Genomic DNA, 22,130 nt, shown 5'->3' on the forward strand with positions numbered 1-22,130 from the left:
ATGGCAAATGTATTTTACAATGGGGATGTAAATGAAGGAATTATTCAAGGAAAAACAGTAGCAATTGTAGGTTATGGGTCACAAGGACACGCGCATGCTCAGAACTTGAGAGACAGCGGCAATGAAGTGGTTGTAGGACTTCGTAAAGGGAAATCTTGGGAGCAAGCAGAAGAAGACGGTTTTGAAGTTCTGTCTGTAAGAGAAGCAGCAGCAAAAGCTGACATCATTATGATCTTAGCTCCAGATGAGCACCAGGTAACGATTTACAAAAATGAAATTGAGCCTGAACTGACAGAAGGAAAGACACTTGCTTTTGCACACGGCTTTAATATTCACTTCAGCCAAATTGTGCCTCCGGCAAATATCGATGTGTTTATGGTAGCTCCAAAAGGTCCAGGCCACATCGTTCGCCGCGTATTTGCAGACGGTGCAGGGGTGCCGGCATTGATGGGTGTTTACCAAGATGCAACAGGATCTGCTAAAGAAATTGCTTTAGCGTATGCTAAGCAAATTGGAGCAGGACGTGCTGGCATTTTGGAAACAACTTTTGAAGAAGAGACAGAAACAGATTTGTTTGGTGAGCAAGCTGTACTTTGCGGTGGAATCTCCGCTCTTATCAAAGCAGGATTTGAAACGCTTGTTGAAGCTGGATACCAGCCAGAAGTTGCGTATTTTGAATGTCTCCACGAGATGAAATTGATTGTTGACTTAATGTATGAAGATGGTTTGGCAGGTATGCGCTACTCTGTATCTGATACTGCCCAGTGGGGTGATTTCACTGCCGGTCCACGAGTTGTAACAGAAGATACAAAGAATGCGATGCGGGAGATCCTCGAAGACATTCAAACAGGTCGTTTTGCAAAAGGTTGGATCCTAGAAAACCAGGCTAACCGTCCAGAATTTAACGCAATTAACAAACGTGAAAGCAATCATCTCATTGAAAAGGTGGGTCGTGAGCTGCGTGAAATGATGCCATTTGTCAAATCAAAAGGGGTGGTGAGCGGTGCGAAAAATTAATGTCTTTGACACCACGTTGCGCGATGGGGAGCAGACTCCCGGCGTAAACCTGAATTTTGAAGAAAAACTTCAAATCGCTACACAGCTTGAACGACTCGGTGTAGATATTATCGAAGCCGGCTTTCCGGCTGCCTCTGAGGGGGATTTCCAGGCCGTTAAAACGATTGCTGAAACAGTGAGGGGAAGCTCAGTTACAGGGCTCTCCCGGTCTGTTCAAAAAGAAATTGATGCTGCCTGGGAGGCGTTAAAGGGTGGTGCAGAACCGAGGCTCCATGTATTTATAGCAACCTCGCCTATCCATATGAAGCACAAGCTCCGCATGAGTCCAGATGAAGTAGTGGAGAATGCCGTTGAGTCGGTTAAGTATGCAGCTAAGAAGTTTCCTCATGTTCAATGGTCAGCTGAAGACGCATGCCGCTCCGATCTCGATTTTTTAGTGCGGATTATTGAAAAGGTTATTGACGCAGGTGCGGAAGTGATCAACCTCCCTGATACGGTCGGTTACATTACGCAGGAAGAGATCCGCCACTTATTCACGTATGTGCAGGAACATGTGCCAAACATCGATAAGGCTATCCTTTCCACACATTGCCATGACGACTTAGGAATGGCAACTGCCAATTCCTTGGCGGCAATTGAAGCTGGGGCAGGCCAAGTAGAAGGCACGATTAACGGGATTGGAGAGCGTGCTGGAAATGCAGCGTTAGAAGAAGTAGCAGTAGCTCTTAAAATTCGGAATGACCATTACCAAGCTGAAACAGGGTTTACGCTGAGTGAAATTAAGCGTACGAGCAGTCTTGTTAGTAAACTAACAGGAATGATAGTACCTAACAACAAAGCGGTGATTGGTGATAATGCCTTTGCTCATGAATCAGGCATCCACCAAGACGGCGTTCTAAAAGAAACGACTACGTATGAGATCATTACACCGGACCTCGTTGGCGTAAGCTCCAACCGTATGGTACTCGGTAAGCTCTCTGGACGCCATGCATTCAAGGAAAAGATTAAAGAACTTGGCTATAATGCGACAGAAGAAGAATTAAATCGGGTATTTAAAGAGTTTAAAAAGCTTGCAGATAAAAAGAAAGAAATCACCGATGATGACATTTTCGCGCTTATGACGGAAGAAAAAGCGGGCGAGATGGTCAAACACTATGAGCTGCAGACGTTACAAGTGAACTATGGAACAAACAATATCCCAACTGCTACAATAACGATGACAAATCCTGAAGAAAAGATCATTCAGGAAGCAGCCACTGGTTCAGGAAGTGTAGAAGCAATATACAACACGATTGAACGAATCATTGGCGGCGAAGCTAAATTGACAGATTATCGTATTCAATCTACAACCGGCGGACGCGACTCGTTGGCAGAAGTGTATGTACATGTTGAATACGCTGGGGATGAAGCATCGGGACGCGGTACGGCAAATGATGTACTGGAAGCTTCGGCAAGGGCCTATATCAATGCCGTAAACCGAGTATTAAATCAAAAAAAATGGCCGCGTAAAAATATTGAAAAAATTCATGTTTAGTTAGGCGATAATAAATAGATTATTCACAGCAGCTTCCAGGGATGGGAGGCAGCACCGGGATGTGGTGCTTTTCTCCCAACGCTGGAACTTGCTGTCGCTTTGCTTGACGCGCAGGGGAGAGAATGATTATGGAAAAAAAGATTGCCGTACTTCCTGGTGATGGAATCGGGATGGAAGTAGTTAAATCTGCAACAATTGTACTTGATAAAATAGCTGAACTTTATGGTCATCAATTTGAATTTCAATATGGAGACATCGGTGGTACGTCTATTGATAAGAATAATGATCCGCTTCCACAGGAAACGATTGACACCTGTTTGGCAAGCGACGGCGTCTTGCTAGGTGCTGTAGGGGGGCCGAAGTGGGACAACCTTCCTGGTGGTGTGCGTCCCGAACAAGGACTCCTTGGAATTCGTAAAGCATTGAAATTGTTTGCTAATCTTCGTCCCGTGACAGGCCATGAAAGTTTGACAGAGGCATCCACGCTTAAAAAAGAAGTTGTGGACGGTGTTGACCTGCTAATTGTACGGGAGTTAACCGGTGGATTGTATTTCGGTGAACCAAAAGAGCGACGTCAAATAGACGGAGAAGAAGGAGCCATCGATACCCTTTCGTACAAAAAATCAGAAATTGAAAGAATTGTTCGCCAGGCGTTCGAGATGGCGAAAGTAAGACGTAAAAAGCTTACGTCAGTTGATAAGGCGAATGTTTTGGAGACGAGCCGCTTATGGAGAGAAACAGTTGAAGAGATGAAGAGTGACTATCCAGAAGTTGAAGTTGACCATATGCTGGTAGACAATGCAGCTATGCAATTGATCCGTAATCCAAAACAATTCGATGTTATCGCAACTGAAAACACTTTTGGTGATATTTTAAGTGACGCAGCTTCTATGCTGACTGGATCACTGGGAATGCTGCCTTCTGCAAGTATTGGCAGTGAAGCCCCAGGATTGTATGAACCGGTACACGGATCTGCACCAGATATAGAGGGACAGGGTAAGGCAAACCCGCTTGCCGCCATTGCTTCGGCTGCTATGATGTTGAAATATTCTTTTCATTTGCATGAAGAAGCTGCTGCTATCGATACAGCTATTTCCGAAGTCCTGAACGCAGGCTACCGGACAGCGGATATTGCTCAAGCAGGAGACACTTCTCTATCCACTGAGGAAATGACGGCAAAGGTAATTGAGGCTATCAAATAAATTCAAGAAAACGTTAGTTTAGCTTGTTATAAAGCGAGGGGAAGGTTAATGCAACCTAAAACAATTATTGAGAAAATTTGGGATAACCATACGATTTTGAGCGAAGAAGGCAAACCGGATCTTATCTATATTGATTTGCACATGGTCCATGAAGTGACATCTCCGCAAGCGTTTGAAGGATTACGTCTCTCAGGAAGAGCGGTCCGCAAGCCGGAGCTGACCTTTGCTACGATGGATCACAACGTGCCAACAGATGATAGAACAAATATTAAGGATGCCATTGCAAAAACGCAAATGGAGACTTTATCGAAAAACTGTAAGGAATTTGGTATTGAGATTGCTGATCTTGACAGTCCGGATAACGGGATCGTCCATGTGATTGGGCCGGAGCTTGGTTTGACCCAGCCTGGTAAAACGATCGTTTGTGGAGACAGCCACACATCCACTCACGGTGCGTTTGGAGCATTGGCTTTTGGAATCGGCACAAGTGAGGTAGAACATGTGCTTGCTACCCAATCGCTGTGGCAGTCAACACCAAAAACAATGGAAGTGAAGGTGAATGGACGCCTTGCTCCAGGAGTGACCGCTAAAGATATTATTCTAGCAATTATTGCCAAACATGGTGTTGATTTCGGAACAGGATACGTATTGGAATATACAGGCGAAGCAATTCGCGGCTTAACGATGGAAGAGCGAATGACTATTTGTAACATGTCCATCGAAGCTGGTGCCAGAGCTGGCTTGATCAGCCCGGATCAAGTGACGTTTGATTATTTAGAAGGTCGCGAAAAAGTTCCTCAAGGAGAAGCGTTTGAGGAAGCAGTAGCTGAGTGGAAAGCACTCGCGACGGATGAAGGCGCTGTTTATGATGCGGTGGTAGAAATTGACAGTGATGATATTGAACCAATGGTGACTTGGGGAACGAATCCTTCTCAAGGTGTAGGAATTCACGGTACAGTACCTTCACCAGATGACGCAAAGAATGAAGCAGATCGAAAAGCTATTAAACAATCATTGGAATATATGGACCTAACACCAGGCACTAAAATGACGGATATTTCTGTCGAACATGTATTTATCGGCTCTTGTACGAACTCTCGTCTCAGTGACCTTCGGGCAGCAGCAGCCGTGGCTAAAGGCAGAAAAGTAGCAGAAGGTGTCCGGGCGATGGTAGTCCCTGGCTCACAAAAAGTCAAAATTGCCGCTGAAAAAGAAGGACTTGACAACATTTTTAAAGAGGCAGGTTTTGATTGGCGCGAGTCTGGATGCAGCATGTGTTTGAGCATGAACCCTGACTTTGTACCTGAAGGAGAGCGCTGTGCCTCCACGTCAAATCGTAACTTTGAGGGTCGTCAAGGTAAGGGAGCACGCACACACTTGGTGAGCCCGGCGATGGCGGCAGCAGCAGCCGTGGCAGGTAAGTTTGTTGACGTACGGACCTTGGAAGAACCATCAGTTAGTAAATAAAAGCTTCCTAATATGAAGTAGAAAAAGAGGGTGGAATTTTGGAACCTTTAGTAAAACATGTTGGAAACACGGCGGTTCTGCCCCGTGTAAACGTAGACACGGATCAAATCATTCCGAAGCAATTTCTAAAGCGAGTAGAAAGAAGCGGATTTGGACAATTTCTCTTCTTTGACTGGCGTTTTCTTGCAGACGGCAGTGACAATCCAGATTTCGAGCTAAATCAAGAATCTGCTAAAGATGCTACAGTTTTAATATCTGATCACAACTTTGGATGCGGATCGTCAAGAGAACACGCTCCTTGGGCTCTTCAAGATTATGGGTTCCGAGTAGTTATCGCACCTAGTTATGCTGACATTTTCTATAATAATTGCTTCAAAAATGGGATTCTTCCTATCAAGTTAGAAGAAAAACAGGTTTATACTTTGATGGAAAAAGGGAAAGATAAGGTATATGAATTAACGGTAGACCTGGAAACTCAAAAGATCACTGACAATGATGGGTTTGAAGCCGGCTTTGAAATTGATTCATACTGGAAGCAGATGCTTTTGAACGGGTGGGATGAGATCAGCCTCACTTTACAGTATGAGGATAAGATTTCTGATTATGAAAAGAAGTTAAGCGTCTGAGACAGGAAGACGACCTGTAACTAGGTCGTCTTTTTCTAACTTTTTTAAGCACGTTTCATGCTCTTCCAATCATTGTTCCGTAAAAAGGGGGACAGAGGATGATGAGCGAAAACAAAAAGGAAGATAAGATTATTCCTTTTCCCGGGTCAGCCCAGCAGCTAGTTAAATTAGGAATGAAGCAGTTAAAATACGGGGACAATAAAGCTGCTTATTATTCATTTCGCGAAGCTTTATTTCACGACCCGATACACGATGAAGCTTCTTATGGGCTGTTGCTAGCCTATGCAGACAGCGGACGCTTGTACGAAGGTAAAGATTGGGCTGAAAGAATGCTTAACGAAGCACGCGGTGACTATTTTGAAGTGCTTCAGGTGTACGTTTCCATCCTTGCGCAGCTTGAAGAATACGAAAGGGTGACGACCGTGCTGGAGGCTGTACTGGAGGAAGACCAGTTTCCTTCTCATATGGCTGAAAAGCTTTATGAATTGCTTGAGTTGTCTCAATATATGTCACACGCTGAGATGGAAGCTTTTATGCCAGACGAGAAGAAAGCGGCCGTACTTCACAGTACTAATTGGAAGAAGCAGCTGCAGAATGGTACAACCGAACAAAGACTATCTGCTCTTAGGGAACTGCGAAACCAAAAGCCAGAAAGCGTGCTTCCAGCAATAGAAAGTTTACTGGCTGACCCAGAGTTTTCTCCTCTTATGCAAAGTTTTTTACTATTATTATTAAAAGACTGGCAGATTGAGAAGCAAGTTTGGGTAAATAAGCTCAGCCGAAAAGGAGAATTTTCACCTGTATCACTACCTGTCATTGAGGAAAGTAATTCATACATACAACCAGCGCAACTCTTAGAGAGTAAGTTGGAGCAGGAGAATCCGATACTTTTAAAAAATGCTCTCCATCTTATGAAACAGCTATATTTATATTATTACCCTTTTCCGCCATCTTTGGAGATGGAGGCCCTAGCCGCCGTTATGCATTACGAAGCAGCGGAGCAGGCAGGAAGCAATGACAAAAGTATGAATTTTGCTCAGATAGCCAAGGACTACAACGCGGAGGAAGCGTGTATTTTTGATGTCTGGCAGAAATTTGCTAGAATAAAGATTAAAATGTTCGACATATAAGATGATTCGAAAGAATAGATGCTTCCGCTTTTTTTATTGAAATGGGTAAGTGATATGTTATAATGTAATGGTTGTGAAAACGGCTATAACCTATGAATCATGGAGGGAAATATACATGAGTGCCAATTGGGAAAAACAAGAAGGTAACGAAGGCATCTTAACGGTAGAAGTAGATTCTGAAAAATTCGATACTGCGCTCGACCAAGCATTTAAAAAAGTACGTAAGCAAGTGAATGTTCCTGGTTTTCGGAAAGGGAAAATTCCTCGAAAAATTTTCGAACAACGTTTTGGTGTAGAAGCGCTTTATCAAGATGCGGTTGATATCGTTCTTCCTGAAGCATATGCTTCTGCAGTAGACGAGGCAGGAATTGAACCGGTGGATCGTCCGGAAATCGATATAGAAGAAATTGAAAAAGGTAAAAACTTAGTTTTTAAAGCGACTGTGACAGTGAAGCCAGAAGTGAAGCTTGGAGAATATACTGGTCTTGAAGTCGAAAAATTTGATACTACCGTTTCAGAAGAAGAAGTGGATGAGCAACTTGAAAATCTTCAAGAAAGACATGCAGAGCTTGTCGTTGTTGAGGATGGTGAGGCCCAAGAAGGCGATACAGTTGTATTAGACTTTGAAGGTTTTGTCAACGAAGAAGCGTTTGAAGGTGGAAAAGCAGAGAACTATTCACTCGAAATTGGCTCCGGGCAGTTTATTCCTGGTTTTGAAGAACAATTAATAGGAGCAAAAGCCGGCGAAGAGAAAGAAGTTACTCTAACTTTTCCTGAAGATTATCATTCAGAGGAGCTAGCAGGCAAAGAAGCCGTGTTCAAAGTGAAGGTTCATGATATTAAGCGTAAAGAAATTCCTGAGTTAGATGATGAATTTGCAAAAGACGTAGACGAAGATGCGGAAACACTAGAACAGCTTCGTAAACAACAGGAAGATAGATTGAAGGAAGAGAAAGAACATGCTAAGGAACACCATGAACGTGATACCGTAGTAGAGAAGGCTGCGGAAAATGCTGAAATTGACATTCCGGCAGTGATGATTACAAATGAAGCTGAGCGAATGGTGCAGGAGTTTGACCAGCGTTTGCAGGCCCAAGGTATGACGCTCGATATGTATTACCAAATGGCTGGTACTGATGAAGATGGAATGAAAGAACAATTTAAGCCTGAAGCTGAAAAGCGAGTTAGAATGAATCTTACGCTAGAAGCTATTGCAGAAGCAGAAAACATTGAAGCAACGGATGAAGATGCGGAAAATGAGCTTGAAAAAATGGCTGAAGCTTATCAACGGGACAAGGAAGAAATACGTACTTTACTCTCCATGCAAGGAGGCACCGACGCATTGAAAGGTGATCTGCGCATTCAAAAAGCGATTGACTTTCTTGTGGAGCAGAGTAAAACAGTAGAGAAACAAGAGGACACGGAAGCGGCAGAATAAAGACAGAGCTCCTTATTCACTAATCCAAAAATAAATCAGAACCCTTAAAAGACAAGGTCTTTGGGGTTCTGATTTATTTTCACTAACATATATGTACGGATTGTACACAGCGGAAATCTTATAATTTTAAAGGGATTTATTTGATTTTATCGAAACATTACTATATATTCCTTCCAGATGGAGCATTGTATATGAACCATACGAAAACAATATTTATAAAAAAGGAATACGTATTTTATATCATAATAAAAATGGGTATAGTAAATAGGAGTTCGATTGTAAAGTGTTTAACATAGAGGAGTGAACGTATACATAGCCATATTGTTTTAGTCTCTCGGGAAAGTATGGTACAATGCAAACCACTGCTGGTTAAAGAAGTCTAAAAGAGGACAGGGAAAAGGAGAAGGAAGAAATGTGTTTTGTTGTACTGAAGATGAGCGGTTCGTGTACAATATATAAGTAAGGGGTGAAGGTTATGTTTAAATTCAATGAAGAAAAAGGACAATTAAAGTGTTCTTTTTGCGGAAAAACACAAGATCAGGTTCGTAAATTAGTAGCAGGGCCTGGCGTTTATATATGTGATGAATGTATTGAACTTTGCACGGAAATTGTGGAAGAGGAACTAGGAACAGAAGAGGAAATGGAATTTGAGGATATTCCAAAGCCTCATGAAATAAACGAAATTCTAGATGACTATGTGATTGGGCAGGATCGGGCTAAAAAATCTTTGGCAGTTGCTGTTTACAATCATTACAAACGAATAAACTCATCCAGCAAACCGGAGGATGTGGAACTTGCTAAGAGTAACATCTGCTTAATCGGGCCGACCGGGAGCGGGAAAACGTTATTAGCTCAGACGTTAGCACGTATTTTGAATGTGCCTTTTGCCATCGCTGATGCTACTTCTCTTACTGAAGCTGGTTATGTTGGTGAGGATGTAGAGAATATTTTACTGAAATTAATTCAGGCTGCGGATTATGATGTAGAAAAGGCAGAAAAAGGAATTATTTATATTGACGAAATTGACAAAGTGGCTAGAAAATCAGAAAACCCTTCGATCACTCGTGATGTATCCGGAGAAGGTGTCCAACAAGCACTATTAAAAATATTAGAAGGCACAACGGCAAGCGTCCCTCCTCAAGGCGGCCGCAAGCATCCGCACCAAGAATTTATTCAGATAGATACAAGTAACGTCTTGTTTATTTGCGGTGGCGCGTTTGACGGAGTTGATCAAATTGTTAAAGAACGTCTAGGTAAGAAAGTAATTGGTTTTGGTGCCGACTCCGAGAAGTCAGATTTGGAAAAAGATGAATACATGAGTAAAATTTTACCGGAAGACTTGCTTCGTTATGGGTTAATCCCTGAATTCATTGGACGTCTTCCTGTCATTTCCAGTCTATCGCAACTTGATGAAGAGGCTCTAATTGAAATTTTAACGAAGCCGAAAAATGCGCTCGTTAAACAATATCAAAAATTACTTGAAATTGATGAAGTCGAGCTTGAATTTACTGAAGATGCTCTTAAAGAAATAGCTCACAAAGCGATTGAACGTAAGACGGGTGCACGCGGCCTGCGTTCCATTATTGAAAGCATCATGCTTGACGTTATGTACGATCTTCCTTCAAAAGAAGAGATTGTCACATGTGAGATAACAGCTGAATGTGTGACGGACGGTGCGTCTCCTATCTTAAAGACAAAAGAAGGTAAAGAGGTTAAGTTAAAACAAGACAAACCAAAAGAAAGTGCCTAATTCATTTTACCGTTTGAGCTTCAGAATAAGCCAAACGGTTTTTTTGCTTTATTCTCCCTGTATGAATTTATTCCGTAATATCCATACTAATTATGATACGGATAGACGGAAGAGGGGGAATATCTCTTGAATTTCACAATGATTGCGTTAATGGTCCAAGTCTTTTTTGGAATAGTCATTGGAATGTATTTCTGGAACTTATTGCGTAACCAACGTTCACAAAAAGTAACGGTAGAGAGGGATTCTAAAAAAGAAATAGCACATTTAAATCGCCTGCGCAGTATTTCATTATCTGAGCCGCTTTCAGAAAAAGTACGCCCATCTGAATTAAAAGAAGTAATAGGGCAAAGTGAAGGGATAAAGGCACTGCAGGCAGCACTTTGTGGTGAGAATCCTCAACATGTACTTATCTATGGCCCGCCAGGTATCGGAAAAACAGCAGCAGCCCGTTTAGTATTGGAAATGGCTAAGAAGAACCCTCTATCTCCTTTTAAAAAGGAAGCAGCTTTTGTTGAACTGGATGGTACGACAGCTCGCTTTGATGATCGGGGGATTGCTGACCCACTGATTGGTTCTGTTCATGATCCTATTTATCAGGGCGCAGGAGCAATGGGGCAGGCTGGGATCCCGCAGCCTAAGCACGGAGCGGTAACAAAAGCACATGGTGGTATGCTTTTTATTGACGAAATCGGTGAGTTGCACTCTATTCAATTAAACAAATTACTCAAGGTTCTAGAGGATCGTAAAGTCTACCTGGATAGCGCGTATTATAGTGAGGAAAACAAACAGATTCCTACACACATCCATGATATTTTCCAAAATGGCCTGCCGGCTGATTTTCGATTAGTGGGGGCTACTACACGAAGTCCTGAAGAATTACCGGCAGCTCTCCGCTCACGTTGTTTGGAGATCTTCTTTAGAAGTTTGGATGAAATCGAAGTGAAAGAGATTGCCAAAAATGCAGCTGCGAAGAGTAGAATATCAATCGGGGAAGAAGCGATGAACCTCGTTGCAAAATATGCAAATAACGGGAGAGACGCAGTGAACATTGTCCAGATAGCGGCTGGTTTAGCAGCGGAAGAAAAGAGGAAAGAAATATATAAAAGTGATTTGGAATGGGTTATACGTGCCAGCCGATTAACTCCTCGGCACCAAATTCAAGTAAACAAAGAGAGAAAAGTAGGTATAGTAAGCGGCCTTGCTGTCACAGGTACTGGTACGGGGCTTGTTATTGAGCTCGAAGTAGCCGCCCATCGGACTAAAGGGGTCGGTAGTTTAACAGTTACTGGAATAATGGAAGAGGAAAATCACGGCAGTCCTTCTTATTCTGCTAAAAGAAAAAGCCTAGCCAAAAGTTCCTTAGAAAATGTGATGACGGTGTTGCAGTCTTTTTATTTACCTGTAAAGGAATATAATATCCACGTGAACTTTCCGGGCGGTATTCCTGTAGACGGGCCATCTGCCGGTGCGGCTTGTGCACTTGCTATTTATTCTTCTATCAAGAATATAAAAATAGAAGAAGGGGTGGCAGTCACGGGAGAGATCGGTATCCACGGGGATATTAAACCGGTAGGAGGAGTGGCTGCAAAAGTGGATGCAGCTGTAAAAGCAGGAGCAAAACATATTTATATTCCAGCGGATAATGATCAGCAAAGCTTCCATACGTATAAAACAGCTAAAATCTATCCTATCAGAAGAATTGAAGAACTATTGAAGGGTACTCTTTGTGTGCAAGAAGCAGGAGAAAAGATGGAATCCCTTATCCCTGACAAGGATGCTGCTTTTTCGACATCCTTGCTTTCTGACGTAGAGAATGCCAGTCATTAGACAAACGGAACATCAATAAGATAGAATTACGGAAGGACATTCATATCATTTTTCAAACGAGAAAAGCTCGTGATGCACATTAGATTACGAGCTTTTTACTCAACTACATACATATTTATTATTAGATGGGAGTGTTGTTAAGTGGGTGAAAATAAACGCAACATCCCTTTGCTCCCGCTTAGAGGCCTTCTCGTATTTCCTTCCATGGTACTTCACTTGGACGTAGGAAGAGAGAAATCAGTACAGGCGCTTGAGCAGGCAATGGTGGATGACAGCGAAATATTACTTACAAGTCAAGTTGATTTATCGATTGATGAGCCTGAAAAAGAGGACCTGTATCACGTTGGTACACTTGCGAAAATAAAACAAATGTTAAAGCTTCCCAATGGTACGATTCGGGTGCTTGTAGAAGGGCTGGCCCGTGCCCAGATTAACAAATTTCTCGATCGTGAAGATTATCTGGAAGTAGAAATGGAAGTATTAGAAGAAGAGGTCAGCACAAATGACCCGGAAGAACAAGCATTTATGCGAAGTGTATTGGATCAATTTGAGCAATATGTCAACATTTCAAAGAAAGTATCTTCTGAAACGTTGCAGACCGTGCAAGATATAGATGAGCCCGGCCGGCTTGCGGATGTAATTGTCTCCCATCTCCCGTTAAAAGTGGCGGAAAAACAAAGACTTTTGGAAACAATATCTGTTAGCGCCCGGTTGATGTACATTTTAGAAATCTTGAATAATGAAAAAGAAGTACTGGGGCTCGAGCAAAAAATTGGTCAGCGCGTTAAAAAGTCTATGGAAAAAACCCAAAAAGAGTATTACTTGCGGGAGCAAATGAAGGCTATCCAAAAGGAATTAGGGGAAAAGGAAGGGAAAGGAGGAGAAGTTGACGAATTACGCGATAAAATAAAAGAAGCGGATATGCCAGATAATGTAGAAGAAAAAGCACTAAAAGAACTAGACCGGTACGAGAAAATGCCTTCTGCAGCTGCGGAGAGCTCGGTCATTCGTAATTACATTGAGTGGCTAACTGCTGTCCCATGGCAGGAAGAAACGACCGACCGTCTTGATATTAACAACGCCCAAGACATTTTGGATGAAGACCATTTCGGCCTTGATAAAGTGAAAGAGCGTGTGTTAGAGTACCTGGCAGTTCAGGAGTTGACACAGTCTTTAAAAGGGCCAATTTTATGCCTGGCCGGACCTCCCGGGGTAGGGAAAACATCGCTTGCTCGATCGGTTGCCCGTGCTTTAGAAAGGAAATTTGTGCGAATTTCTTTAGGTGGGGTAAGAGATGAAGCAGAAATTCGTGGACACCGGCGTACTTACGTAGGCGCGATGCCTGGCCGCATTATCCAGGCGATGAAAAAGGCAGGGTACGTAAATCCTGTTTTTCTTCTCGATGAGATTGATAAGATGGCAAGCGGTTTTAGGGGAGACCCTTCCGCAGCGATGCTTGAAGTATTGGATCCGGAACAAAACAGTTCGTTTAGTGATCATTACTTAGAGGAGCCGTATGATCTCTCCAAAGTGATGTTTATTACGACCGCAAATAACGTGGGAATGATTCCGGAGCCGCTTCTAGATCGAATGGAGATCATTTCGATTGCCGGCTATACGGAAATAGAAAAAATGGGTATTGCGAAAGGGCATTTGCTTCCGAAGCAAATTGAAGAGCACGGGCTTAACAAAGGACTCATCCAAGTAAAAGAAGAAGCCCTGCTTAAGCTGATTCGGTATTATACAAGGGAAGCAGGAGTCCGTAATTTAGAGCGGGAAATAGCTAATGTCTGCCGGAAAGCGGCGAAGAAGATCGTATCCGGTGAGAGAAAAAGAGTTATTGTAACGGAAAAAACAGTGGAAGATATGCTTGGAAAGCCGCGTTACCGTTACGGGATTGCGGAAGAAGAGGATCAAGTCGGCGCGGCAACCGGTCTTGCTTACACGACTGGTGGGGGAGATACATTATCGATAGAAGTATCCCTCGCAAAGGGAAAAGGTGAATTAACGTTGACCGGTAAACTTGGTGACGTCATGAAAGAATCAGCCCGCGCTGCCTTTAGTTATATTCGATCGCGTGCTGACGAGTTAAAGATTGATCCTGATTTTCACGAAAAACTTGATATTCATATTCACGTCCCTGAAGGAGCGACACCGAAAGACGGTCCATCTGCCGGTATTACAATGGCGACCGCGCTTATATCCGCTCTGACTGGACGGAAAGTTAAAAAAGAAGTAGGGATGACAGGGGAAATTACATTACGGGGAAGAGTGCTTCCAATCGGCGGTTTAAAGGAAAAAGCAATGAGTGCACATCGAGCCGGGTTAACGACAGTCCTAATTCCTAAAGATAATGAAAAGGATTTAGAGGACATACCAGAAAGTGTTCGAAATGGGCTCACTTTTATTACAGTATCGCATTTGGATGAAGTATTACAAAAGGCACTGGAGGAGGAACATGAAAGTAAATAAAGCTGAGCTGATGATTAGTGCAGTAACAAAAGAACAATACCCGCAAGATGGCTTGCCAGAAATTGCCTTGGCAGGCCGCTCTAACGTGGGGAAGTCATCATTTATAAATACCTTAGTAAATAGAAAAAATTTAGCCCGCACCTCATCGAAACCTGGAAAAACGAGGACACTTAATTTCTACTCCATTAATAACACTCTTTCTTTTGTAGACGTACCGGGTTATGGATATGCCAAAGTCTCTAAAAAGGAAAGAGCGTCCTGGGGGCCGATGGTGGAGGCTTATTTATCCGAGCGTCAGACGCTCTGCGGTGTTTTTTTAATTATTGATATTAGACATCAACCAACTTCTGAAGACGTACAGATGTATAAATACTTAAAGCACTTTGAACTTCCTGTTGTGGTGATAGCGACAAAAGCCGACAAAGTATCGAAAAACAAGCGCCCGCGTCATGTGAAGCAAGCAAAAGAAACCTTGCAGATGGAAAAAGATGATAAAATGATTTTATTTTCGGCGGAAACCGGGCAAGGTAAAGAAGAGGCATGGAAAACGATTAAACAATTAACATAGCTCAATGTTTTTTTACAAACAGAAAATAGAGCCCGGCAGCGAGCAGTACAAATGGCGCGAAACGTGGTATCGAAGACATAATGGCGGCCTCTGACAGTTGGTACAACCTTGTTTCAAAAAAGTACAAAACACCAGTTAGAATTAGCAGCAGGCCGCTGAACCAGCCTGAGCTCCTGTTTTTGATATAATCCAGAAAAAGGCTGGCCCCAAGGATCAGCGCATACATACCTAGATGATTCGGCCATCCCGGTATTAAATTTACAAAATGGAGTTGAACGCCGAACAACAAAAATAACACACCAGGTAAAAACGCTATTGGCAGTCGTCCGCGAATGGCGGTCATTAAAAAGGCAATACCGATTATAAGTAAAATCGTCGGCCATTCAAGCCACCATTCGGTGAGTGCTATCTGCCAAGTTTCTGCGAGAAAAAGTAAACCGATCCCTATTAATATAATACCGTAAAAAACACTTTGTTTTTTCATTAGTACCTCCTTTGCCAGGATAAGTTATCGATTATTTATATTATCATAGGAATAATAAGAAGTATAACTTTCAAACGAGAAATGCTATCGGTGTCTGAATCTGAATGTCAGCGGGTGTTCACATTTGTCATTTGAGCATGAGTACAAGCGTGTTATAATGATACTTAAAGAAAAAAGACGAACCAGATCGAAATTTTGAAAGTTGTGCGGATAAAAGGCAGCATAAAGATGCGCTATTACTATACGGGGGGAGCAAGACGTGCACATTTTAGTAGCAGGATTAGATTATAAAACCACCCCAGTGGAAATAAGAGAGCGGCTGGCATTCCGAGAGGAGGCACTCCCGGAGGCACTCCACCATCTTCGTGGGATGAAAAGTATACTGGAGTGTACCATTGTCTCTACTTGTAACAGGACCGAAGTGTATGCAGTAGCTGATCAACTGCATACAGGACGTCATTTTATAAAAAAGTTCTTATCTCAATGGTTTGACATACAGACAGAAGAGTTCAATCCTTTTTTAAATATTCGAGAGAACGATGAAGCGATCCAGCATTTATTTCGAGTGACTGCCGGCTTGGATTCCATGGTGCTTGGGGAAACACAAATATTGGGCCAGGTACGGGACAGCTTTTTGAAGTCCCAGGAAGAAGGGGCTACCGGTACAGTTTTTAATGAATTATTTAAACAGGCTGTTACATTTGCAAGGAAAGCTCACCGAGAGACGGAGATTAATGATAATGCTGTATCTGTCAGTTATGCAGCGGTAGAGCTCGGCAAGAAAATTCTTGGTGATTTTCGTGGGAGAAAGATTCTTGTTCTCGGTGCAGGCAAGATGAGTGAACTAACAGCTAAACATCTACATGCAAATGGTGCGGCGGAAGTTACAGTTTTAAACCGTACGTTTGCAAAGGCAGCTGAATTGGCTGAGAAGTTTCTAGGTAAGGCTGACAGCATGGAGCGTTTGCAGGATTACTTAGTAAATGCGGATATTGTTATTTCATCAACAGGTGCGGAAGAGTACGTGCTTAGAAAACCAACAGCTGAAAAAGTAGTAAAGCAACGCAAAGGGCGTCCACTTTTTATGGTAGACATTGCGGTGCCGAGAGACTTTGACCCTGATATGGCTAAGCTTGATAATGTTTTCCTTTATGATATCGATGACTTACAAGGAATTGTAGAAGCTAATTTGGAAAGTAGAAAAAGAGCAGCCGTTAAAATAGAAGAAATGATTGCAGAAGAACTTGCAAGCTTTAAAGATTGGGTACAAACGCTGGGGGTTGTCCCGATTATATCAGCTATGCGTACGAAAGCTCTTAAAATTCAAGCAGAAACGATGGACAGTATTGAGCGAAAGCTGCCCGATTTGTCAGATAGAGAAAAAAAATTGCTTCGTAAGCATACGAAGAGTATTATTAATCAAATGCTTCGAGATCCAATAACAAAAGCGAAGGAACTTGCCGCAGAATCAAATGCTGAAGAGTCTTTACAGCTACTCACGGAAATATTTGCGCTGGAAGATGAACTAGAGTCAGCCAAAAAAGCGGAAGAGCAACAAATAAAAGTATTAGAAGCGGAAAAAGAGTGGGGGAAACAGAAAAAACGCCCGCTCATCCCGTATGCTTATGCGACAGATGTGAAAGTACGCCCATAGGAGAGGGGTTTTAACAAATGGTTGCTGTCTCCGCTGTACTTTATGTCGTAACCATTGTGTTATACAGTGTTAGTGTATTTGGATATTTTATTGACTTTTTGCATGACAACCGGAAGGTGAATAAATTCGCCTTCTGGTTGCTTTCTATTGTCTGGTTATTGCAGACTGTCTTTTTTATTTTGAGGGCTTTGGAATTTGACAGATTACCCGTTATCACAACATTTGAAGGGTTATTTTTTTATGCTTGGCTTCTTGTCACGTTATCACTCGTTATTAATCGCTTTTTCCGAATCGATTTCCTCGTATTTTTTACGAATGTTCTTGGTTTTGCATTGATGGCCTTTAGTCTTTTCACTCCAAATGGAGATGTACCTCCGGATTTAAATGAGCTGTTGATTTCTGAGCTGCTCATCGTTCATATTAGCCTTATTCTGTTGGCTTACGCTACTTTTACAGTAGCATTTGTATTTAGTGTCATGTATTTTTTGCAGCATCAATTATTAAAGCGGAAACAATGGAATAAGCGACTGCTGCGCCTTGAAAATCTGGCAAAAGCAGAGCGGATGGCATTCGTGATGACGACTTTGGGAGTGCCTTGTTTATTACTCGGCCTTATTCTCGGGTTCGTGTGGTCCTCGATTCAGCTGGCGTATTTGCCCATTCTCGATGCAAAAGTAATCGGGTCAATTGCTGTTTTAATTACTTATGGCATATACTTGTACGTTTGGGCTGTTAAACAGCAGCGGGGCTACAATATGATTCTGTTTAATATGGGATGTTTTTTGCTCGTTTTGATTAACTATTTTTTATCCGGAGAGCTGACTGATTTTCATTTTTGGTATTTTTAATCCATTATTTATCACGGAGGTAGACTTATTATGCGTACAATAGTACTAGGAACTAGGAAAAGTAATCTTGCGTTGAAACAGACAGAATGGGTGATTGAACAGCTGCAAAAGCTTGATTTGCCTTTCCAGTATGAAATGAAGAAAATTGTCACAAAGGGAGATAAAATTCTCGACGTGACCTTGTCCAAAGTAGGCGGAAAAGGACTGTTCGTAAAAGAAATCGAAGAAGCAATGGAGAACAAAGAGATTGATATTGCGGTACATAGTATGAAAGACGTGCCTGGAGTATTGCAAAAAGGATTTACGCTCGGTGCGATTACGAATCGGGTAGATGCGCGTGATGTGCTCATTTCAAACGATAACCTCTGTTTCGACGAACTTCCGGAGGGTGCAGTCGTCGGTACTAGCAGTTTGCGCCGTTCTGCCCAGCTCTTAGCAAGGCGGCCTGATATCAATATAAAATGGATTCGGGGTAATATTGAAACGAGGTTGCGCAAGCTGCGTGAGGAAGATTTTGATGCGATTGTACTAGCTGCTGCAGGGCTGAAACGCATGGGCTGGAGCGATGATATCGTTACCGAATATTTGAATGAGGATCTCTGCTTACCTGCGGTCGGGCAAGGCGCTTTAGGGCTTGAATGTCGTTCAGATGATAAAGAGGTACTTGAATTACTGCAACATATAAATGATGAAGAAGTTGCCAAAAGAGTAACGGCTGAACGTGCATTTTTGCAAGAGGTGGAAGGGGGTTGTCAAGTGCCGATAGGAGGCTATGCGACAACTTCTGATAACGGGGAAGTGAGCCTAACTGCACTAGTTGGTTCTCCGGACGGAAAAACAATATTGAAAGAGATGAAACAGGGGGCGGACCCTAATAATGTTGGCCGTGAAGCTGCACAGTCTCTCCTTCGTCAAGGAGCAAAGGAAATCTTGGATAAAGTAAAAGAAGAGCTGGATCAGTAATGGACGAGCCGCTTTCCGGACGACATGTTTTGGTTACTCGGTCCGCGCAGCAAGCCCCTGCTCTCGTAAAATTGATAGAGGAAAAGGGAGGAACGGCGACGAGTCTTCCTTTGATTCGAACTGTTCGGCTTCTGGAATTATGGCAAAATGAGGTAAAGAAACTTCAAAGATATACGTATGACTGGATCGTGTTCACAAGTGTAAATGCGGTGAGGTTTTTTAAAGAAGCACTACTTGAAAGTAATATGACTCTGCCGCAACATGTGCGTATCGCGGCGATTGGGACCAAGACAATGAGAGAGCTTGCTTCTTGCGGGTGGCATCCCGAAGTAATACCAAACACCTTTGTTGCCGAAGATCTGGCAGAAACCTTACGGAGAAAAATACAGGTGGATGATGTAGTCCTGTTTCCGAAGAGTCAGCTCGCACGAGATGTTCTCGCCCCTGCGCTTAGAGAGGCGGGGGCAGAAGTGTTGGAAATGCCGCTTTATACGAGCGTGCCTGATGAGGCCCATAAAAGTCAGCTGCAAACCTTGTTGAAACAAGAAGATATTGATTTTCTAACATTCACAAGCCCTTCCATTGTACAAGCATTCGTTGACTTTGTTGATGGGAAACTACCCGGTGGTTTATGGAAAGACATTCCTGCCGTCTGTATAGGGCCAGTGACGGAAAAAGAAGCGCGCCGGTGTGGGTTTCATCATTGTATAACGGCTTCTCCCTATACGATTGAAGGTTTGCTGACGGCTCTAATTAAATCACTTAAGGAGGATTATTATGAATGATATAGCATTCCGCAGACATCGACGTTTGCGGCGTACCTCAAGTATGCGGGCGTTAGTTCGAGAAACTCAACTCCAGAAGGAAGATCTTATTTATCCTATATTTGTTGTAGAAGGCCAAGACAAAAAGAATCCAGTCGCTTCGATGCCTGGTGTTAACCAGGTTTCCCTTGATCATTTAACGGAAGAAATGAATGAGTTGGAAGCGAACGGCGTACTTGGAGTTATTGTCTTCGGCGTGCCGGACCAGAAAGATGATTGCGGCAGTCAAGCTTATGCAGCAGAAGGAATTGTCCAAAAAGCAATTCGTCAAATTAAAAGAGATCATCCGAGTTTAACAGTGATCGCTGATACATGTCTTTGTCAATACACAGACCACGGTCATTGCGGTGTGATTGAAGACGGTGTTGTTTTAAATGATCCGTCCCTTGAGCTTTTAACGAAGACGGCTGTGTCACAAGCAGAAGCGGGTGCTGATATTATTGCACCTTCCAATATGATGGACGGCTTCACCGCTGCCATCCGTAAAGGATTGGATGAGGCAGGGTACAGCGATATCCCAATTATGTCCTATGCCGTTAAATATGCTTCTGCATTTTACGGACCGTTCCGTGATGCCGCTAACAGTACTCCTTCTTTTGGAGACCGTAAAACCTACCAAATGGACCCGGCTAACCGGGAGGAAGCACTGCGAGAGGCTAAGTCAGATATCGAAGAAGGAGCGGATTTTATTATTGTGAAGCCGGCCCTTTCTTATCTGGATATCATGCGGGAAGTGAAAAACGAAACGGCTTATCCAGTGGTAGCGTATAACGTGTCAGGTGAATATGCGATGATAAAAGCTGCAGCTCAAAACGGCTGGATCAACGAAAAAGAAGTCGTATTAGAAAAGCTGACCAGCATGAAGCGTGCGGGAGCTGATTTGATCATTACGTATTTCGCGGTTGATGCTGCCCGTTGGCTCACTGAAACAAATTCCTAAGGGTAGAAAGGGGAAGATACGGATGAGAACTTTTACTAAATCACAGACTGCTTTTGAAAAGGCACAGACGCTTATGCCAGGGGGAGTGAACAGCCCCGTGCGTGCCTATAAATCAGTCAACCATTCTCCTGTTTATATGGAAGAAGGAAAAGGTTCCAAAATTAAAGATTTAGATGGAAATGAATATATTGATTATGTATTGTCGTATGGGCCGTTAATTCATGGCCATGCAGACGAGCACGTCGTAGAGCAACTTAAAAAAGCAGTAGAAAGAGGAACCAGTTTTGGCTCCTCTAACGTAATGGAAACAAAGCTTGCGGAGCTTGTCATTGAGCGTGTTCCATCGATTGAGGTTGTGAGGATGGTTAACTCCGGCACCGAAGCGACCATGAGTGCACTCCGTCTTGCGCGAGGTTATACTGGGAGAGATAAAATCGTCAAAATGGAAGGCTGTTATCACGGACATGGCGATTCTCTTCTCATCAAGGCAGGGTCGGGAGTGGCAACCCTTGGGCTTCCTGACAGTCCGGGTGTCCCTGCTGCCGTTGCCCAAAATACGCTCACGGTTCCATATAATGATCTGGAGAGCTTACAGGTCGTTTTTGAAAAATACGGAGAGGAGATTGCAGCGGTCATTATGGAGCCTGTAACAGGAAATATGGGTGTTGCTCTCCCACGAGAAGGATTTTTGCAGGGAGTACGGGATATGACCGAGAAGCATGGCAGCCTGCTCATTTTCGACGAAGTAATGACTGGTTTCCGAGTTGGCTATCACAGTGCCCAAGGCGTGTACGGAGTAATACCCGATTTAACTTGTCTTGGTAAAGTAATTGGCGGCGGGCTTCCTGTTGGCGCGTTTGGGGGCAAGCGTGAAATAATGGAACAAATTGCGCCGAGCGGTCCTATTTACCAAGCAGGAACACTTTCAGGCAATCCGCTCGCGATGACAGCTGGCTACGAGACACTTATCCAACTGACTCCTGATCATTACGAGCATTTTGATAAACTCGGAAAGCAACTAGAGAATGGATTGAGAGAAGCTGCTGAAAATCATAGTATTCCGTATACAATTAACCGTATCGGATCTATGATTAGTTTCTTCTTTACGAACGAGGAAGTAGTAAATTTTGAAACAGTGAAGACTTCTAATATTGAAATGTTTGAAACATACTTTGCTGCACTCATGCAAGCGGGAGTTTCTATACCGCCATCTCAGTTCGAAGCAATGTTTCTCTCTACGGCTCATACAGAAGAGGATATCGCAGCAACAGTGGAAGCAGCTGCATACGCATTTTCAAAAATACAATAACGCAGGTATCATTAGAAGCACAGACTGTCCATATATGGGGTCTGTGTTTTTTTATGTTTAGATCCTTTTAATCATAG

18 protein-coding genes are annotated in these 22,130 nt (G+C 43.0%); 17 read left to right on the forward strand and 1 reads right to left on the reverse strand.

Annotation, left to right across the window (positions count from 1 at the left end):
* From ilvC to yihA, 11 genes are all read left to right on the forward strand, one after another.
* Positions 1-1,017 (forward strand): ketol-acid reductoisomerase, encoded by a 1,017-nt coding sequence (gene ilvC, locus LOR49_RS03280; RefSeq protein ID WP_240374676.1) that lies wholly within the window; start codon positions 1-3, stop codon positions 1,015-1,017.
* Positions 1,004-2,551 (forward strand): 2-isopropylmalate synthase, encoded by a 1,548-nt coding sequence (locus LOR49_RS03285; RefSeq protein WP_240374677.1) that lies wholly within the window; start codon positions 1,004-1,006, stop codon positions 2,549-2,551. The genes ilvC and LOR49_RS03285 overlap by 14 nt, the downstream gene beginning before the upstream one ends.
* Before the next feature lie 128 nt (positions 2,552-2,679).
* Positions 2,680-3,753, forward strand: a complete 1,074-nt coding sequence (gene leuB / locus LOR49_RS03290) for a 3-isopropylmalate dehydrogenase (RefSeq protein ID WP_240374678.1) — start codon at positions 2,680-2,682, stop codon at positions 3,751-3,753.
* A 48-nt stretch (positions 3,754-3,801) separates the two neighbouring features.
* Positions 3,802-5,220 (forward strand): 3-isopropylmalate dehydratase large subunit, encoded by a 1,419-nt coding sequence (gene leuC / locus LOR49_RS03295; RefSeq protein WP_240374679.1) that lies wholly within the window; start codon positions 3,802-3,804, stop codon positions 5,218-5,220.
* Positions 5,221-5,258: 38 nt separating this feature from the next.
* Positions 5,259-5,846: a 3-isopropylmalate dehydratase small subunit gene (leuD, locus tag LOR49_RS03300; protein ID WP_240374680.1), complete on the forward strand. Its 588-nt coding sequence runs from the start codon at positions 5,259-5,261 to the stop codon at positions 5,844-5,846.
* Positions 5,847-5,944: 98 nt separating this feature from the next.
* Complete coding sequence (locus LOR49_RS03305; protein WP_240374681.1) at positions 5,945-6,976, forward strand: tetratricopeptide repeat protein; 1,032 nt, start codon at positions 5,945-5,947, stop codon at positions 6,974-6,976.
* 115 nt (positions 6,977-7,091) lie between these two features.
* Positions 7,092-8,414: a trigger factor gene (gene tig, locus LOR49_RS03310; protein ID WP_240374682.1), complete on the forward strand. Its 1,323-nt coding sequence runs from the start codon at positions 7,092-7,094 to the stop codon at positions 8,412-8,414.
* A 475-nt stretch (positions 8,415-8,889) separates the two neighbouring features.
* Positions 8,890-10,164: an ATP-dependent protease ATP-binding subunit ClpX gene (clpX, locus tag LOR49_RS03315; RefSeq protein WP_240374683.1), complete on the forward strand. Its 1,275-nt coding sequence runs from the start codon at positions 8,890-8,892 to the stop codon at positions 10,162-10,164.
* Positions 10,165-10,290: 126 nt separating this feature from the next.
* Positions 10,291-11,991 carry an ATP-dependent protease LonB gene (lonB, locus tag LOR49_RS03320; protein ID WP_240374684.1) on the forward strand — a complete coding sequence of 567 codons (1,701 nt, stop codon included), beginning with the start codon at positions 10,291-10,293 and terminating at the stop codon, positions 11,989-11,991.
* Positions 11,992-12,132: 141 nt separating this feature from the next.
* A complete protein-coding gene (lon, locus tag LOR49_RS03325; RefSeq protein WP_240374685.1) occupies positions 12,133-14,463 on the forward strand; it encodes an endopeptidase La in 2,331 nt (776 codons plus the stop codon).
* Positions 14,450-15,031, forward strand: a complete 582-nt coding sequence (gene yihA / locus LOR49_RS03330; protein WP_240374686.1) for a ribosome biogenesis GTP-binding protein YihA/YsxC — start codon at positions 14,450-14,452, stop codon at positions 15,029-15,031. The genes lon and yihA overlap by 14 nt, the downstream gene beginning before the upstream one ends.
* Position 15,032: 1 nt before the next feature.
* On the opposite strand, the gene LOR49_RS03335 is transcribed toward yihA, so the two are convergent.
* Positions 15,033-15,515: a LiaI-LiaF-like domain-containing protein gene (locus LOR49_RS03335; protein ID WP_240374687.1), complete on the reverse strand. Its 483-nt coding sequence runs from the start codon at positions 15,513-15,515 to the stop codon at positions 15,033-15,035.
* Between the two features lie 259 nt (positions 15,516-15,774).
* Here LOR49_RS03335 and hemA point away from each other — a divergent pair, with 259 nt between their 5' ends.
* The 6 genes from hemA to hemL are packed head-to-tail and all read left to right on the forward strand — an operon-like array spanning position 15,775 to position 22,053.
* The gene (hemA, locus tag LOR49_RS03340; RefSeq protein WP_240374688.1) at positions 15,775-17,169 is read left to right on the forward strand and encodes a glutamyl-tRNA reductase; all 1,395 of its coding nucleotides are present in this window, start codon (positions 15,775-15,777) and stop codon (positions 17,167-17,169) included.
* Between the two features lie 17 nt (positions 17,170-17,186).
* On the forward strand, positions 17,187-18,017 hold the full coding sequence (locus tag LOR49_RS03345; protein ID WP_240374689.1) for a cytochrome C assembly family protein: 831 nt from the start codon (positions 17,187-17,189) through the stop codon (positions 18,015-18,017).
* A gap of 30 nt (positions 18,018-18,047) precedes the next feature.
* Complete coding sequence (hemC, locus tag LOR49_RS03350; RefSeq protein WP_240374690.1) at positions 18,048-18,980, forward strand: hydroxymethylbilane synthase; 933 nt, start codon at positions 18,048-18,050, stop codon at positions 18,978-18,980.
* Complete coding sequence (locus LOR49_RS03355) at positions 18,980-19,765, forward strand: uroporphyrinogen-III synthase (protein ID WP_240374691.1); 786 nt, start codon at positions 18,980-18,982, stop codon at positions 19,763-19,765. The genes hemC and LOR49_RS03355 overlap by 1 nt, the downstream gene beginning before the upstream one ends.
* Entirely contained in the window at positions 19,758-20,744 is a 987-nt protein-coding gene (hemB, locus tag LOR49_RS03360) for a porphobilinogen synthase (protein ID WP_240374692.1), read from the forward strand. Before LOR49_RS03355 ends, hemB begins: the two co-directional genes overlap by 8 nt.
* A gap of 22 nt (positions 20,745-20,766) precedes the next feature.
* Positions 20,767-22,053, forward strand: coding sequence for a glutamate-1-semialdehyde 2,1-aminomutase (gene hemL / locus LOR49_RS03365; protein WP_240374693.1), 1,287 nt, complete (start codon positions 20,767-20,769; stop codon positions 22,051-22,053).
* Positions 22,054-22,130: the final 77 nt, after the last annotated feature.

The organism is Bacillus piscicola (assembly GCF_022458745.1).
GTDB classification, from domain to species: Bacteria; Bacillota; Bacilli; order Bacillales; family Marinococcaceae; genus Alteribacillus_A; species Alteribacillus_A piscicola.